This window comes from Nostoc sp. LPT, assembly GCF_017115165.1.
GTDB lineage: Bacteria > Cyanobacteriota > Cyanobacteriia > Cyanobacteriales > Nostocaceae > Nostoc.
The window spans coordinates 16822-32091 of the sequence record NZ_JABXKF010000078.1 but is presented as its reverse complement, the minus strand read 5'-3'; the positions used below and the strand labels follow the sequence as shown (position 1 = coordinate 32091).

Annotated in this window: 17 protein-coding genes and 1 pseudogene; 6 read left to right on the top strand and 12 right to left on the bottom strand. The window is 42.8% G+C overall.

Features of this window, described 5'->3' with window-relative positions; all coding sequences use genetic code 11:
- Positions 1-669: 669 nt before the first annotated feature.
- From HWQ58_RS16810 to HWQ58_RS16800, 3 genes are all read left to right on the top strand, one after another.
- Positions 670-2619, top strand: a complete 1950-nt coding sequence (locus HWQ58_RS16810; protein ID WP_292864698.1) for a DUF4157 domain-containing protein — start codon at positions 670-672, stop codon at positions 2617-2619.
- A 415-nt stretch (positions 2620-3034) separates the two neighbouring features.
- Positions 3035-3319, top strand: coding sequence for a hypothetical protein (locus tag HWQ58_RS16805; protein WP_292864695.1), 285 nt, complete (start codon positions 3035-3037; stop codon positions 3317-3319).
- Between the two features lie 2 nt (positions 3320-3321).
- Positions 3322-3618, top strand: coding sequence for a type II toxin-antitoxin system RelE/ParE family toxin (locus tag HWQ58_RS16800; RefSeq protein WP_292864692.1), 297 nt, complete (start codon positions 3322-3324; stop codon positions 3616-3618).
- Here the strand turns inward: HWQ58_RS16800 and HWQ58_RS16795 are convergent.
- The gene (locus HWQ58_RS16795; protein WP_292864689.1) at positions 3615-3758 is read right to left on the bottom strand and encodes a hypothetical protein; all 144 of its coding nucleotides are present in this window, start codon (positions 3756-3758) and stop codon (positions 3615-3617) included. The genes HWQ58_RS16800 and HWQ58_RS16795 overlap by 4 nt on opposite strands.
- Before the next feature lie 144 nt (positions 3759-3902).
- On the opposite strand from HWQ58_RS16795, the gene HWQ58_RS16790 reads away from it, so the two are divergent.
- Positions 3903-4136 carry a hypothetical protein gene (locus tag HWQ58_RS16790; RefSeq protein ID WP_292864686.1) on the top strand — a complete coding sequence of 78 codons (234 nt, stop codon included), beginning with the start codon at positions 3903-3905 and terminating at the stop codon, positions 4134-4136.
- Between the two features lie 130 nt (positions 4137-4266).
- Positions 4267-4554 (top strand): PIN domain-containing protein, encoded by a 288-nt coding sequence (locus HWQ58_RS16785; protein WP_292864683.1) that lies wholly within the window; start codon positions 4267-4269, stop codon positions 4552-4554.
- Between the two features lie 135 nt (positions 4555-4689).
- On the opposite strand, the gene HWQ58_RS16780 is transcribed toward HWQ58_RS16785, so the two are convergent.
- From HWQ58_RS16780 to HWQ58_RS16760, 5 genes are all read right to left on the bottom strand, one after another.
- Entirely contained in the window at positions 4690-5967 is a 1278-nt protein-coding gene (locus tag HWQ58_RS16780; RefSeq protein WP_292864680.1) for a DUF4255 domain-containing protein, read from the bottom strand.
- A gap of 159 nt (positions 5968-6126) precedes the next feature.
- The gene (locus HWQ58_RS16775; protein ID WP_292864677.1) at positions 6127-6414 is read right to left on the bottom strand and encodes an ATP-binding protein; all 288 of its coding nucleotides are present in this window, start codon (positions 6412-6414) and stop codon (positions 6127-6129) included.
- A gap of 320 nt (positions 6415-6734) precedes the next feature.
- Positions 6735-9056 (bottom strand): substrate-binding domain-containing protein, encoded by a 2322-nt coding sequence (locus HWQ58_RS16770; protein WP_292864674.1) that lies wholly within the window; start codon positions 9054-9056, stop codon positions 6735-6737.
- An 80-nt stretch (positions 9057-9136) separates the two neighbouring features.
- The gene (locus tag HWQ58_RS16765) at positions 9137-9493 is read right to left on the bottom strand and encodes a four helix bundle protein (RefSeq protein ID WP_292864671.1); all 357 of its coding nucleotides are present in this window, start codon (positions 9491-9493) and stop codon (positions 9137-9139) included.
- Between the two features lie 66 nt (positions 9494-9559).
- Positions 9560-11257, bottom strand: a complete 1698-nt coding sequence (locus HWQ58_RS16760; RefSeq protein ID WP_292864668.1) for a tetratricopeptide repeat protein — start codon at positions 11255-11257, stop codon at positions 9560-9562.
- Between the two features lie 152 nt (positions 11258-11409).
- On the opposite strand from HWQ58_RS16760, the gene HWQ58_RS16755 reads away from it, so the two are divergent.
- Entirely contained in the window at positions 11410-12666 is a 1257-nt protein-coding gene (locus HWQ58_RS16755) for a pentapeptide repeat-containing protein (RefSeq protein ID WP_292864665.1), read from the top strand.
- Between the two features lie 55 nt (positions 12667-12721).
- On the opposite strand, the pseudogene HWQ58_RS16750 reads toward HWQ58_RS16755, so the two are convergent.
- From HWQ58_RS16750 to HWQ58_RS16725, 6 genes and pseudogenes are all read right to left on the bottom strand, one after another.
- Positions 12722-13225, bottom strand: a pseudogene (locus HWQ58_RS16750) (DNA translocase FtsK); the annotation flags it as partial.
- 112 nt (positions 13226-13337) lie between these two features.
- The gene (locus tag HWQ58_RS16745; protein WP_292864662.1) at positions 13338-13583 is read right to left on the bottom strand and encodes a hypothetical protein; all 246 of its coding nucleotides are present in this window, start codon (positions 13581-13583) and stop codon (positions 13338-13340) included.
- Between the two features lie 46 nt (positions 13584-13629).
- Complete coding sequence (locus HWQ58_RS16740) at positions 13630-14199, bottom strand: hypothetical protein (protein WP_292864659.1); 570 nt, start codon at positions 14197-14199, stop codon at positions 13630-13632.
- A 71-nt stretch (positions 14200-14270) separates the two neighbouring features.
- Positions 14271-14399, bottom strand: a complete 129-nt coding sequence (locus HWQ58_RS16735; protein ID WP_292864657.1) for a hypothetical protein — start codon at positions 14397-14399, stop codon at positions 14271-14273.
- A gap of 230 nt (positions 14400-14629) precedes the next feature.
- Positions 14630-14809 carry a hypothetical protein gene (locus tag HWQ58_RS16730; protein WP_292864655.1) on the bottom strand — a complete coding sequence of 60 codons (180 nt, stop codon included), beginning with the start codon at positions 14807-14809 and terminating at the stop codon, positions 14630-14632.
- An 11-nt stretch (positions 14810-14820) separates the two neighbouring features.
- Positions 14821-15255 (bottom strand): hypothetical protein, encoded by a 435-nt coding sequence (locus tag HWQ58_RS16725; protein ID WP_292864652.1) that lies wholly within the window; start codon positions 15253-15255, stop codon positions 14821-14823.
- Between the last annotated feature and the right edge of the window lie 15 nt (positions 15256-15270).

Here is a 15270-nt window from a genome sequence, read left to right as displayed (position 1 = left end):
CATTTGTTGATTTGGCGTACGCATTTGTTGATTTGGCGAACCCATTTGTTGATTTGGCGAACCCATTTGTTGATTTGGCGTACGCATTTGTTGATTTGGCGTGTCCATAACGCACGATATAGCAATCCGGAAAATCGTAAGGCTTCCCCGACTTCTCTTACCCCACCCTAACCCTCCCCTTGTAAAGGGGAGGGAACAAGATTTTCTAGTTTCCCCCTTTTACAAGGGGGGATTAAGGGGGGTAATTCGACTTGTGTGTACACCGAGCCTTATAAAGGGGAGGGAACAAGATTTTCCAGTTTCCCCCTTTACAAGGGGGGATTAAGGGGGGTAATTCGACTTGTGTGTACACCAAGCCTTATAAAGGGGAGGGAACAAAATTTTCCAGTTTCCCCCCTTTACAAGGGGGGATTAAGGGGGGTAATCCAACTTGTGTGTACAGTGTAGTCCTTTTCAGGAGGGCTAGGGGAATCTAAAAAGATGAAAACATTCACCGAACTATTAGGCAATAACCTTTGTAACACAACAAAGAGGCGTGTATCCCGAAAATTTGCCGTTACACAAATTAATTCTGATATAAGAGTGCAATTTTATACTTTCAGCTATAGTAGAAATCCAAGAATTCTCCGAAAATATCAGACAGTAAATAGAGGGTAGCGAGGAAAAATTATGTCCAAACAGAGCAGCGAGGTACAGGCGAAATCGTGGCAACCCCCCGCAGTGCAAACAGCAAGTTTTGGATTCTCCGCCAGACCATTTCCAGAGATTGCGAGAAAGGAAGAGGGGAAGCAAGCCAGCCTTGACCTCTTACAGAAGAAAGAAAATCAGCCGGGAGGGATGATTGATAATATCAACCGCTCACTCGCATCAGCCAGCCCACCCGCACCTTTACCGATATTGGGACTGGGAGGAGTGCAAGCAAAGCTGACCCTCGGCACAGTGGGCGATGTGTACGAGCAAGAGGCTGACCGGGTGGCACGGCAAGTGGTAGATGAAATTCACAGTTCTGCATTCCGAGCCAGTAATACAACGTCGGAGGAGGAGAGTATAGCCAACGGCGGGGAAGCGGGACGGGTGCAACGGCAGATAACTGTGCGGGCGGCGGGTGATGCAGGGGGAGAAATTTCTAGCGAGTGGGAAGGGGAGTTAGTACGTGCCAAAGGCGGGGGACAGCCCATGTCGCCGACGGTGAGAGAGCCGATGGAGCGGGCGTTTGGGGCTGATTTTGGCGGTGTGCGCGTGCATACGGGGGCGCAGGCGGATAGCTTGGCAAGGACGATACAGGCGAAGGCGTTTACCACAGGGCAGGATGTGTTCTTTCGGCGGGGGGCGTATGAGCCGTTGAGTCGTGGGGGGCAGGAGTTGATAGCGCATGAGTTGACCCATGTTATACAGCAAAAACCCACCAAATCGAGCATCATCCAAAGAACAAACTTTCAAGAAGAAGTAGAACAAGAGTTCAATAAACAGATGTTGCAAAGGATCGACACAGGTGATATGAAATTCGAGCGATTTGCAGAGGGAACAACGCAAGGAGCGTATTTATATTCTCGAAAAGGCAGCTCAACACAGTATGTGCTCAAAGTTGCGGAGGATAGTACAAATGTAGTTGATAATGCCAAACGAGCGGAAAAACTAGGAATAACCACGCCAAAGATCTATCTAATTAAAGACCCAGATATAGTGAAGTACATAATGAGTTATATCGTCCCCACTGCCCAGAACGCTAGTCACAACAAGGCGATAGAGGTACAAGAATATGTCAAGACCCAAAAAGTGATAGGAAGCAATGGACAAGAAATCTTAACCGGAAAAAATATAAAGAAAAGAGAAGTATGGGAAAAGATAGGGAAGATAGCTATGTTCGATTTTTATACAAGTGTTAATGATCGGATGTACGAAGAAAAACATGATTGGAAACGGGTTGGCATCCCAGAAGAGAATAAAAAAAATCTCTTGCTCAAAACGCATGGTACAACAATTGACGACGTAATTGCGATAGATCTTGGGGATAAAAAGTTTGATGTAGGGAAAGAAGTGCCTGCGGAGATAACAGAGGTCATAGCCAACCCCCACTTGTTCTTTGAAAAAAATATCACGAAAAACATCTATAATTTATTTGAGAAGAGCGTGGAGGGAGAAGAGATAGAAATAACGAAGAGGATATTGAGAGGACAGATATTGGAAGTGGAGAGAGTGTGGAACCCGAAGATAAAAACAGCAGAGATAGTATTATTTTATGACGAATGGATGTTACAAGGTCAAACCGTGATCTTAAGCAAGTATAATGACCTGATAAATGGGATAAATGTAGACGCAGAAAACAGAAAAAAGAAAGCGGTGCGGGTGTTCGGGGAAAGAAAACAAGAAGCAGAGGAAGTATTGGCAGTGCTCAAAGGGATGCAAGAAGTAATTTCAGAGAAGGTAGCGGAAGTGGATGGAATAGAAGAGTTCTTGGTATTAGATGAAGGGAAGCTTGAAAAAGCCGAGGAGCAGTTTAAAAGAGATATGCTAACTTATTTCAACTATAGGGATACATGGATAGAGAGAATAGTAAAATATGTGTTACCCACCATCAAAAAGCCAGCGTTAAAGCGTAAGTGTTGCGGATTATTTTAGTGCGAGCGCGGATCTTGTAGGTTGGGTTGAGGAACGAAACCCAACATTACATAATCCCATCAAATATGTTGAATTGTTGGTTTTTACTATCGTTCTACCCAGCAAACCCTTTATTTCATGCCAATATTGCCATTAAATATCAACCTCTCCTCAGCCCCGCACATCAGATCATAAACTCCCGCTTTCACATAACGGTGAAAACTCGAATATTGCCAATCTTTCGGCGCAAGAACTAATCAGTGATGCACCTGATTATGATGAATATATTCCACATGATTAACAAAATCTTGATCGTCTCTAATTTGATGCTCCCATCAGCGGCGACAGGAAACGCAATCGCCAGCAGTCGCACAACCGCATTAAAATAAAGTTTCTCACTGTTAAACTCAAAGTGATCGTTCAGCACCGAACCAATATGCAAATCACCCTCAGTTCGCAGCAGAGCCAAATTCTTCAATCACTCGCGCAGCAAGGTGGGTACGTTTCCCTTGAAGATGCAATTGATACCGCTCTCGTACTCCTTGCCGATGAGATAGTACAGCAAAACTCCGACCAAACCCCAGAATACTTGGCTTGGGTGGAACAGACGCGACTAAAAATTGAACAGGGCATACAGGCAGCAGAGCGAGGGGATGTCTTAGATGTTGATGAAGTGCTGGCTCGATTGCGGAGTAAAGTAGAAGCAGCCAGATCGACCTGACTATGAGGGCTTTACGCATAACTGCTCCCGCCTGTCAAGACTTAGAAGAAATTTCCGAGTATTTTCTGCAAAGTAGCGTTGATGCTGGCGATCGCTTCGTACAAACATTTACCCAAAAGTGCCAACACCTCGCACAATTTCCTTATGTGGGCAAATCCTACGCTCAACTCAGACCAGGTTTGCGAGGACTTTTGCTGATGGGTTACATCGTATTTTATCAAGTAGTTGAAGATGATATCGAAATTCTCCGGGTTGTCAGTGGCTATTGCAATTTACAGCAGATATTTCAAAATGACTAAAGGCGATCGCTCTCAACCGACAAAAAAGGCGATCGCGTCTCTTCATCCCCTAGTGCGATCGCTCGATCTTGTAGGGTGCGTGAATGAAATGTAACGCACCAACTCTTGATTTCCGGTGCGTTACGCTGTCGAATTCGCACCCTACGAGCTTAAAAATCAAGCGAACTCTAATTTATGCTAGTGGTGGTGGGTGCAATCTTCTGAATCTTGTACGGTGCAAAGTATGAAACGTAACCTACCATCCATTTGCTAAACTCAAAATAAACCAGTTAAAAATTCCACGAATGGAACAACAAAGACTAGAAGGAACTTGGGAAGAAATTCTACAGCATACTGCTGAATTAGAAGGTAAGCGAGTCATCTTGACCATTTTGCCCAGCCTATCTTCTAATGACTCTCCAAAACTAACCCTAGACCAAACATTAAAAGGAAGGATTGGACAAGTTAACTTTCAGCCATCGAACTTATCAGGGCGAGTCGAAGAAGCATTTACAGAGTTTTTAGAAAATAAAGACTGATCAACATAAAAGGCATGACACTTTGCGATGCTTCTCCTCTAATTGCTCTAATTAATCGAGGTGACGACAATCATCAACGCTGCGTTGATATTCTACCATCATTGTCAGCCCCCCTAATCACGACTTGTTTTTGACCGAAGCGATGTATTTATTGGGGAGATACGGGGGTTGGTTAGCACAACAAGAATTATGGAGTTATGTTATTGATAAGCTATTGATAATATCTGAGCAAACTTCAGATAATTTAACTCGGATGAGAAACTTAATGGAACAATATAGAGATGTTCCGATGGACTTAGCAGATGCCTCTTTGGTAGCAACGGCACAAATGCTGAATACTAGACAAATTTTCACCCTTGATGGTGATTTTTACATTTATCGATTGTGGAATAATTCTTCGTTTGAGGTTATCCCTTAAAATAAGTGCGATCGCCTGATCTTGTAGGTTGGTTTGAGCGATAGCGATACCCAACAAATGCCCGAAGATGTTGGGTTTCGTGCCTCAACCCAACCTACTATGGTTATAAAGTTTCGGTAATTACAAGTAACATCATTACCTATTTCTAATCGCTATTTTGGGGCTAATATACTGATTAAAAGTTTGACTATCTGGATTTGTATCCACGCTCAAAATACTTTCCGCACCGTCCACTTGTACACGCGCTAAATATTCTCCAGCCTTAACGCCAGAGATCACAAATTTAATCAAATTAGTATATTCCTGCCGACGCTTAGAAGCTTCAAACATATAACCTACAGGATCATTTGACGAACGCTCATTTAGCAACAAAACTACCTGCTGCCCTTTGGCAATTTTGAGATTAACCTTGATACTTACCTCAAGCGATCGCAGTTCATCTCCACTCCCTTGAATCTTAGATACTTTAACTTGTATAATCGTCGGGCGCACTACAACCGCAACTGCGTTAGACTCCACTCTACCTCTAGGCGCTGGCGGTATCCCTGTCATTACTTGATGAACTACTTGTAACCTCTGCACACCAGCCCGCAACTCATCAGCAGATACCAAAGACAGAGGCAAAACTATCTGCTTTTCACTTACCTGTTCTGGAGTCACCACCACATCACCTATCCGCACATGGGTGACATCGCCCTTTAACCGCTGACCTCGAATCATCAAAGAACTGTCTGCTAAAATTGGCTGATATACACCTGCTTGGGACACAACCTTTTCTACCATCGGTTGAGCCATAAAAGGCACAAGTAAAGGTTTGTATTCCCCCACAGGCAAAGCTTTTTGAGCCGACTCCGCCCCATCAATTAAGACAACGCTGGTTTGGTAGGCAACTGATAAATTATAGGGAGTCTGGAAAAGTACAGACCACACCTTGGATAAATCTTCTAAAGACAAATCGAGTGGCTCAATTTTGATTAATTCTACTTGATTAGCGAGGTCAGAATCATCTAAAAAGCTAAAGCTTGAGTCAGCCAGCGCATCTTGAATTATCTGCTGATTAATTATTGGATAGTCTTGCAGCGTCCGCACAACACTACCCAGCAGACGTTGCGGTTCCAACTCGACTTCATTGCCATAGAAACTCAGCAAATAGTAGAGGTCTAAACCTCTTTGACTGCGTTTGGTAGGCTGTCGATTAGGTTCTCTATGAGCATGTCCATAACTTTTACTCCAGATATGATTGGGTGTGACATGGTAAAGAAATAAATTAACCCCTGTTTCAGATGTACCACTTCCCAAATTACTAGGCTTAACTGTTGTTACCCTAGCGTTATCTACATCTAGTTGAATGCTTGCCTGCAAGGTTCTTTGTAGCACTGCTGTTACAGTGGCAATAGCTAAAAAATTACTCATCTGTTATCTATTATTTTTTTTGTGTTAAGGTTCTGTACCTCATGTATCGCAATCATTTATTAAAATTGGTGTGACTTAGTTATCACAATAAATGGCCTCATTTCTGTAATTGCCAGTTTTGATCAGCGAGGTAATGTTAAGGAGAACTGTGCGCCTCCTTCAGCGAGATTGTCTACCCAAAACCCAAAGACTGCCGCGATGGTCGAGGATAATTTTTTTAGCGATCGCTAATCCTAACCCTGTTCCTCCTGGTCTTTGAGTATAAAAAGGCGCAAATGCTTGTTCTAGAGCTTCTGGGTCAACTCCAGGGACGCGATCGCGTACTTGAAAAATTGCTTCATTTCTAAATATTTGCCAGTGCCAGCTAATAGTTCCCCCTTCAGGGCTAAAACTAACAGCATTGCTCAATAAATTGTCGAAAACTTGCTTTAGCTGCCACCGATCCACTGCTAAAGTAATCGGCGCATTTGGAAGCTATAATAAAAATTCTCTAGCAGCATCCTGGCACCGCCAATGGACTGAATAGCCCTCTTTTGTCACTCTGGGGAAATAAAAATTGAGGCTAAATGATGAAACCTAGATTTAGTGAGAAAATTAGCGATCGCAAACTAATAGAAACTCCAAACAAAGCTCTATAGGCAAAATCCTGTCTGGGCAAGAGTTACAGATTATTATCTGCCAAAAGTGACAAAAGAGCGTTAGCAATTAGCAATTAGCTATTAGCTATTAGCTATTAGCTATTAGCTATTAGCTATTAGCCAGTCTTTTCATTCCAAAGGTGTTAAACCCGTTTGACCTAGCAAGCGCTGACCTTCACGGGTTTTAAGAATTTCAGCAAATTTTTCACCAATGCGGGGGCGATCGTTATCGCGGGGATAGACGATCGCAATCGGATATGCCAAAGGATATTGTCCGTTCTTCAATAACTCAGCTTTGGGATGATAACTGCCTTTCTTGTCACACAAGTCTGTGCTGGGGTCAATATCTCTGTTATTATTCAGTACAATTACCTGTTCTGGAGGTTGCCCCGTTGCTTGTAAAGCTAAGGGATAAACAGAACACTGGCCAACAATTTTGCTTAAGGAACTAAACCCAATCCCCCCTGTTTGTCGGGATTCAAAATCTTGGATTACTGTTCGCATCATCTCAAACTCTGGTAATTTTTCAATTTTAGATATAGCAAAGTATTTTTCATTTATATTTTCCGTATCTTCTTTTTTCTTCAACATTAATTGCTGAAATAGTTCCACCGCCTCTTTATCTTTTGGTGCATACAAATTCACGGGCAATTCCGAAGCACCAAACTCCACCCAAGAATCAACTTTTTTTGCATATAATTGACGCAACTGCTCCAAAGTAATCTGTCCATTAAGCTTTTGTGGTAGTCCTTTTTCACGTTGGGCGTAGCTAAAGGCAACGAAAACTGCTAAACCATCGTAGGCAATTGTCTGCGCCTCTAAGTCTCTTGGTAATGGTTGAATCAATGGGACAATTGCAAAGGCTGTTTGTCCTGACTGAACTTTGGCAATAGCATCTGCTGTTGATTCTGCTGGCTGATAACTCAGATCCAACTTGGGCTGTGCAGCTTGCAGTCTTTGTTCTAGTTTTTGACCTTTGGCAATTAAATCAGGCTGTCGAAGTACATAGTGCCAAATACCATTGCGTGCAGAGGTGTAAGTAAACTTACCCGGAGGAATTGCTGCCACATCCTTTAAACAACAAACTTTTGGTGTATTCTCCGTAGCAGTACTTAACTGCGATTTATTGATCAGCATCCATGCCAGCCACCCAAGCATTCCCAAACCTACGGCACTTAAAAGCAGTATCAACACACGAGGAAACTTTTTGACAGGTTCTATCTCAGGCTCTGCTTCTTTTCGATGTACAAGGGCTAGTGACGCACTACTAGGCAACCGTTGTAATTCTTGACGGGCAGAAAAAGCATTTTCAAATGGCAATTCCAACTCCATCAGTCGTAGTATCCATGCCTTCAACTGAGGATCTGCGCCTCCCCAGTGCTTTTCGTTTCTGGGGTCAAGGGGTTCACCCATTTCTGTAACAACTCTTCCTGCCAGCAAGTAAAAGGCAATGTAACCCAAGGAAATTAAATCCTCGGACTTTTTTAAAGAGGGAACAGATTTGTCTGAAATTGGATTGAACAGTCCTTCCCATACAGCTAAATCGGATAGATAAATAAAGAAATCTAGATTATCCTGTGCGAAAGATTCACCATTGATTAGCAGTAAAGTATCAAGGTTGAGATTGCCATGAATTAATCCATTTTGTACTCCTCCTCCTTTAAAACGAAACTTTTGACCGTGGAGAAACTCCAGTGTTTGTAATACTTGATGCACCACTTTTTTTACCTGGCAGTCTGACATTGCTCCCAAACTTAAATAGCGGTTCAGTGTTGGACAGTCATACCGTTCATCGATTACCAAATAACAGCGTTCTTCCAAAGCATCAGCGATCGCTTCCAATGGCTGCAAAAACCGGAAATCTTGTACTCTACCATCAGCAAGGCTAATACCAGCCAAATTCTTAAACAGTTGTTTGTGCTGCCGCGTTTCATCTTCATTGAAATACCGTCCTGGCAACAAATATTCTTTAATGACAACAGGCTCATTTACTCCTAGCTGAGTGGCGGCATAAAGTCGCCCCAGACCACGCCTACCTAAATATTTCTCAATCCGATAAATTCCACGCTCACCCTTAATTTCTGAGTTGTTTGGTAAAAGAGACGGGAAACCGCACAACTGACAAGTCTTGATTCTGGACTCATCGTCTGCTGTAGGACATGAGCGATCGCACCTTAGAGGGTCTTTGTCAGAGCAACGATAGCGCTTGTAAGGCGAGTTATAGAATTGTACACCTGCTTCTTTTGGCAAGATGACAGATTCAAAAATAGGCTTTTTAGTTTCTTCTGCTGTATCGGCTTCTTTTGGAAATAACTCGTCGTGAATGTCTGCCAAAATTGGCTGCAACCAAGAATACCGTCCCAGCATATTGAACTGAGACAGCCTAACTTGAATTGGATAGCGTTGTAAATAAACTTTGACTATGGTCTGTGGGAGCTTTTTTATTGCCATAATTGCTAATTGCTAATTGCTAATTGCTAGTTGCTAGTTGCTAATTCTTTTATTAGCCATTAGCCATTAACTATTAGCAATTAGCCAATAGATTTAAGGTAAGCATTAAGTTTTGGTGACAGTTCATCAATAATTGGGTTGAGTAGTTTTGTTTGTTCATTTGTTAAAAGATTTCGCTTGTAGGCGCGACTTAGCCAATTTATTGTTTCATATAAAGAACCTCTGGCAATTTTGATAAAACGTCGATTGTCTTGAAAGTTATATCGCCCCTCACCCTCTGCAATATTTGCACTTATGCTATCGGCAGCCCTAACGATTTGTTTACCAATAGTATCCTTAGTAAAATAGTCCCAGCCCTTGACAATTTGCCAAATTTCATCCGCTAACTTTTCTGACAGTTTGTAAACTTCTAATCTCTCAAAATTAGGTCTACCCACTAAAACTCCTTTAATTACACTTATTAAAAATTAGCCATTAGCAATTAGCAATTAGCAATTAGCAATTTACGGTTTAAGTCGTGTCGTAGTTTGCGCCTCTTTTACTAACTCTTGCATGACTATCTTTAATGTTGATTTTGCGACAAGTTGATTTTCATTGAGTTTAAGGGCAGCTTGCAAAACTGGCACTGCTTGTTGATAGCGCTTGAGTTTAGAGAGGACTACTCCACGTCCCGTGAGAGCATCGGCGCTTTGGGGATTGATTTTCACCGCTCGCTTGTACGCAAATAAGGCTTCTTCATAACGTTTCATGTCTGTTAGCACTATGCCCCGGTTGTACCAAGCTTCAAAGGATTTGCTGTTGAACAAAAGAGCTTTGTCTGTAGATGCTAGTGCTTCGTTATAGTTTTTTAACTGCCAAAGGACAACGCTCTGGCTTGCCCAGCCTTCAGCATTGTTTGGTTCGAGTTCTAGCGCTTTGTTGTAAGCCAAAAGTGCGTAATTATACTGTTTTATTTTGCTCAATATAGTACCCTGATTAAACCATGCCTGGATGTAGTTCTGATTGAGTGCGATCGCCTTTTTAGTCGATTCGAGCGCCTCTTTATATCGTTCTAAGTGCCAAAGCGCCACGCTGCGATTGCTCCAAGCTTCTGCGTAGTCGGGTTTCATCCCCACTGTTCGCTGTAGGGACGCAAGTGCTTTATCATACTGCTCCTGTCCTGCCTGCGCCTCGCCTAGCTCGTTCCACGCCTGAGCCAGACCAATTTCTTGCCAATTGCCATCTCCTTTAATTGCTTCGTTACAAGCTGCTTCTGCGTCTTTATACTGTTGGATTTTGTTAAGAATGGTACAGCGTCCTACCTGTGCAAAGGAGTATTTAGGGTTGAGGGCAATGGAGCGATCGTAGGAGGTAAGCGCTTCAGTGTTGCGGGACAGTTTCTCTAAAACTGTAGCTTGGGCAGCCCAAGCGATCGCATCATTCGGGTCGATGGTAAGCAATTTGTCGTAATCGGCGATCGCTTGTTCTAATTTGTTCAACTGACGATGGGCAATTGCCCGATTTGCCAAGGCGAAGGTCTGGCTTTTATTTCCCCAATCACCGTTACCATTTAAAGCTTGATTGCAAGCAGCAATTGCTTGGATAAATTGTTCCAGTTTGTTAAGCGCCTCACAGCGATATGCCAGGGTTAAGGACTCTTTTGGTTGCAACAACAGCGTCCGGTCATAAGCTACTATTGCTTTTTCGTACTGATTTTGCTGACTGAGAATCAGCCCGCGATGGAACCATGCTAGCTTCGGCGATTTTCTTCCCCAGTTACCATCAACTTTTAGCGCTTGGTTGCAGCTGTCTAAAGCTTCTTCATTGTGTCCCAAAGCCATTAACGCCATGCACTTGTAGGTGAATGCTAGGGAAGTTTTCGAGTTAAATTTAAGTGCTTGCTCAGAAGAAGCGATCGCTTCTGGATATTGTTTCATCAACAGCTGCACACCGCTATAGTCTGTCCAAGCCAAGGGATTTTTTGGTTTGAGGACTATGGCCTGTTCGCAAGCAGCTTTGGCTTCTTCGTACTTTTGTGCGTCTAGCTGTAAATTACATAGATTAGACCAGTAGCTAAAGTCTTTCAATTTTTCATCAAATGTAAGTGCCAATACTAAGGAAGAGGCGACTTTTGCTGATCCACTTTTGACGTTGCACAGTTGAGGAAACAAGAAAAATAAAGTAAGGGTCGCTATGCCAAAGGTTTTTTGGAGGCGCTGCATAAAAGCTATTAGTGGCCTGTGGAATATACTAAGTAGCAAAGTATAACTAAACATGAGTTAAAAATGTAAATGGCTAATGGCTAATGGCAATTAGCAATTAGCAATTAGCAATTAGCGTCAAAATTTAGTATTCCCAAAAAGATAGTCGAGTTATGAAAATTTTGATAATTTCTTTGATTTTCCCCTTACTGTTAACAACGGTGGCTGAGGCGGCGAATTCTGACAGTGTGAAGCGGTTGCTAGAAACCAGAGAATGTGAGAATTGTGATTTGGTAAATGCTAATCTCAAGGGTTTTTATCTGCGTGGAGCAAATCTTAGAGGTGCGAATCTCAAGGGTGCGAACTTGAATGGAGCGGATTTGGGCGGAGCATTTCTGGTGAAGGCGAATCTAACAGATGCAGATTTGCGAAACGCGAATTTAGAAAATGCTAATTTACAAGATGCCAAGTTAGAGGGAGTGAGATGGAATAATACTATCGTGAGCGATCGCACGGTAATTAGTAGTAAATGGCGTTTGGTTATGCAGGTGGTTAACCAAGGGGTGCGCCAAGATTTGCAGGAAGCTGACCTGAAAGGGGCGAACTTTAACGGAGTTGACTTACGAAATGTAAATTTAGCAGGGGCAAATCTGGAAAAAGCTACCTTAGAAGATGCGCTGCTGAGTGGAGCTAATTTCAACCAGACGAATCTCCAAAAAACCAGCTTTTTTATCAGTGATTTGAGAAATGCCAGCTTCAGCGAAGCAAATTTGAAAGAAGGTAGCTTAATAGCGGCGGACTTGCACGGAGCAAATCTCACACAAACAAACCTGAGTCGTGCGAATCTGAGTAATGCTTACCTCGGTGGTGCAAATCTGCAAGACTCTAACTTAAATTCAGCTAATTTAGCGCGAGCATACCTCACCAATGCAAATCTTAGCAGAGCAAAGCTACAGCGTACTAACTTATTTACTGCTGATTTACGAGGAGCAAATCTCGATAGCGTAGATTTGAGCAGTGCTAATCTCCGTGGTGCAGATGTCAGCGATACAGTGGTGAAAAACGGCAATTTACGCGCATTGAAGTTGGAGGGGGCAAATTTACAACAGATGAAATTGAGTGGTGCTGACTTGAGCGGTCTTAATCTTAAGAATGTTGACTTCAACGGTAGCGATTTGAGGAATACTAACTTAAGTGGCGCTAATTTGAGTGGAGCTAATCTTAAAGGTGTTAACCTTAGCGGTGCTAATTTGGTACAAGCAAATCTCAGTGGTGCAGAACTAAGTCAAGCCAACTTGAGCAAGGCTAATTTAACTCGTGCTAACCTAAGCAGTGCTAATCTGCAACAAACTATTCTTAGCGGCATTAAGCTTGACTATGCTAACTTTTGCAATGCCACTATGCCTAACGGCTCTAAGGGTAAGTGCTGAACTCCATATCGGTAAGTGAATGAATTCACGCAAGATTGTGATGAACGCGTACAAAACTCTCGCCATACAAACTAGCGACAAATTCATCAAAGTCTAACCCAGATTTCCATGCTGTATAGGGATCGTTTTGGTTTTTTGCTTTCAAGAGTAATTGCTGGAAGTATTCAGGGTCTTCATCATCAGCTACATAAAGCGCCTGGAGTCGCAGCACCTCAGTTGTTTTATACAAGAAATCTCCGTATCCCAGTAAATAAACCGCACGTTTGTCTTTATCGTCCCCAAGGATAATACAACTGTCTTCAGGGCGAGTCGTAACAAAGGCTGTCTTTGCCGGAAAGTTTGAGCGAATCAACGGGTCTATCACGTTCTTATCAGGCCGTTGCGTGTACAATAGTAGGTGAATTCCTGCACCACCCGCTTTTGCAAGCAACTTGATCAACGCAGTCTCAATGCGATCGCAGTACTTATCATCAGAAAGTAAATCAAAACACTCGTCAATCAGACAAATCACTCGCGGCATGACAAAATTAGGTGCAAACCGCAAGTTGTACTGTGCGATCGCATATCTCCAATTTGCACTCGAACTAGTATCGACCGTCTCATCCAAGTTAGTTACAGTCGAATTACTAACCTCCTTGTCAGCGTCAGTTTCAAAGATTATTCGCATTCCCTCAACGCCTTTTCGCATTAGCAGGAGAAAGCTGCCAACAACCAATCCTTGCAGTACTCAATACTTCCTCAAAATCATTCCTAGCCACACGGCAATCAGGAGAATTTAGGCCATCCCCAGATGTTGCAGGTTCCCTTACTTGAGGAGAATAGCGTTTAGGAACAGGAGTAGAAGATATATTCATGCCAGGTGCAGCAGTGGGTACAACAGCCGATAATGAAAACTGAAGCTTTTGTACCAATGCCACAGCATTACGCCAGTTATAAAACTTAATATGACCTCAAATTAAGTAACTAGCTGGCAGGTTTATCATTTACCTGGGAGTTAGTATCTTCCCAGAAATCTTCATCTTGAAGTTGGGCGTAAAACTCCTCTGGAGATAACATTCCAGATTGGTTTTGCACTCCATCTTCAACAAATTGGCTACTATGTACTCGCCCTAACCTAGAAACACTAGAACGAGGAGAAAGTTGGACTACATTCTTGGCAGAGAATTCGCTATTTAATCTCATCCCAGGAGTAGGTGACACTGGGTGCATTAAAGAAGGCTGAATATCAGTATCAGAAACACCAACATCAAGTTGTCGATTGCCAGGATTAGCCAAGTTATCAGACAGTTCATCTCTTTCTTCAATTGCATTGTTATAGTCAGAAATTCCCCAGCCCAAAAAACAAGCAAACCCAGCCATAAATATAACTGCACTCATCCAATGCACTCCTGAATTGGGAGATGGCATCATCTCGACCGTGGTGCGAGTTGAACCTTCAAGGGTAGTACGAATAGGGGTACGTTTGACTGCCGCTACAACATTGAGCGAACACAAAGCTATGCAAATTATCGCAGCAGCAAACTTGACATACATGATATCATCCTCTCGATTTATTAACAGGCTGTTTATTTCGCACAGGTGTAGGAGTAAACATAATTTACCCCTCATGTATTATCAACAACCAACTGCAACTGAGGGCGCTTGTTTAACTCTCGTGCGATCGCAATTCCCGCACCACCCACAACTATCCCAGTAAGTAACAACAGAGGATGCAAGGCAAAGGTCGCTCCCACTCCCAACTGCGCGTGGATATCTTGAAAAATATCGAGTTGGGGTCGAACAGATTGGGCAAGGATGAAATTCAGTATTACTCATATATCTTTTACTTGAAAAAACTCCATCTTCTGACTTGGAGATTACTTAATTCCGCTATCTATACCGTCAAGGTCAAATATGCAGTAAGAGAGTAAGTGATGTGAATGTTAAAACAGCATCATTGAGTGCGAAGTTAATCTATCTCCAATCACTCTTCTTCATCTGTCACATCGCTGAATGCTGAATCATCCACAGCCAAGACTGGTTTGCCCATAGCAGCTTCAATTTTGCCAAGTATCATCCGTTGACGCGATGCCATGAAACCCTCAAAGTCGTCTTGTCGAAGTTTTATTGCATCGATTTGGTGAGTTGCCAGAATTGCATTCATACCTGCATCGTCTAGCTGAACACTGTCATGCTTTTGAAGCTGAACCCGGGCTGTCCTTCAAATTTTGATCCCTCCTTAACTGTTCGCCAGTTAGCTAGGGGACGGGTACGGTAATCTTTACCGTAGAAGCGAATGGTTTGATCGACTTGAGCTACAAACCAAGCAGGAAAAATAAATGCATCCACACCAGTAAGAGGCATATTAGGGTCTGAAGTCTCTCGCGGTGGACTAAATAGTTCGATATTCTTAACTTGCAGCATTTCGCAAACTTTATCTTTCAAACGGTCTTCACGAATGGGCTGCATTTCGCCTTTCCAGTAGGTCAATCCCCCAATTACTACCGAGTATTTAGGTAAATCTACCATTGCTCCTGGGCCAAAGGTTGATAAAAGCTGGCTTTGGCGGATTTCTGCTTGTGGTTTTATTTTATTATTTGACTTCTTCATTAGGAATTTCCAAGA